Genomic DNA, 1,127 nt, shown 5'->3' with positions numbered 1-1,127 from the left:
GCTATGTCTTATGATGTTATGAACAATTACAAAGCTATTGCTATTCAATATATGCACGGAGATAGTTTTTGGCAAATCGGATTATATTTACTTAGAAGGTATGTAAATATCATTTTAGGTTCATTTCTTCTGGCTAGCATGAGTCTATTAATATTTCTTTATTACTACAATCAATATCAGCAAATAGTACCTTTTATAGGCTTTTGGATAGAAAACATTTCTCTTTTATTCTTAGTCATACTTTTAATTATAATCGTTACTTGGCTTGGTAGTAAAAATATACATATATCTCAAATGATTAAAAATAAAAAACCCATAAAACTATTCTTTTATTCTAATCTCGGGATTCGATTTATATTAGCTGTGTTCTTAATTCTTGCACTGCAACAAGGGATTAGCACTTTTATTGAACTCAAAAAAACAATTACACAACAAGAAAAATGGGAATTGATGAAAGATTATGCATCACTAGGTATGGAAGTAGGGGCTGGAGACAGATTTGATATCAAAAATGAAGATAGTTTGAATCGATTCAAGAATTTATATAAGGAATTAGAGGATCAGGGAGCCATATACATTGCTCCGTCTTATTATTATTTCAATCAAAAGAATAATGAGTTAAATCCTAACCCTTGGGGAATGGAAGGAAAACAAATCGTTATTAATAGAAATTATTTATCAATCAATCCTGTATACGGAATTGATGGTGAAAAGTTACAGTTACCAATACCTAATAAATCTGAAATAACGGTTTTAGTGCCTAAAAGATATGAAGCAAATCAAGAAGATATCAAAACAACAATAAAAAAAGATTATTCCATGATGCTAAATCATGAGAATCCTGACTCAGTACAAATAAAGATACTATATGTAAAAAATGAACAATCTTATTTTACATTTACTACTCAAATGGCTGTAGATACGAATTATCAAATTATTGATCCAATAGTGGTGGTTTTGACGCATGAGTTTGAGCCGATGTATACATCCAGTTCAATTGCCATGGGTTATGGCTATTATACCAAAAATGGAGATAATGAGTTTCCTTTTAAGAAAACAAAAAGAACAATTGAAAAGTATAATTTTGATAATATTTGGAGTCCTGTATCTATTGCATACTCACTTGT

1 protein-coding gene is annotated in these 1,127 nt (G+C 29.5%); it reads left to right on the top strand.

Going from position 1 to position 1,127, the window contains the following annotated elements:
- The coding region (locus ABWK52_RS25235; protein ID WP_353772208.1) for a hypothetical protein at nt 1-1,127 on the top strand (1,127 nt) is incomplete at both ends.

The sequence above is a fragment of the Bacillus sp. AP50 genome, from assembly GCF_040492675.1.
In the GTDB taxonomy this organism is placed as follows: Bacteria; Bacillota; Bacilli; order Bacillales; family Bacillaceae_G; genus Bacillus_A; species Bacillus_A cereus.
Note: the sequence above shows the minus strand (reverse complement) of the source record. Positions and strands in the feature narration are given on the sequence as shown.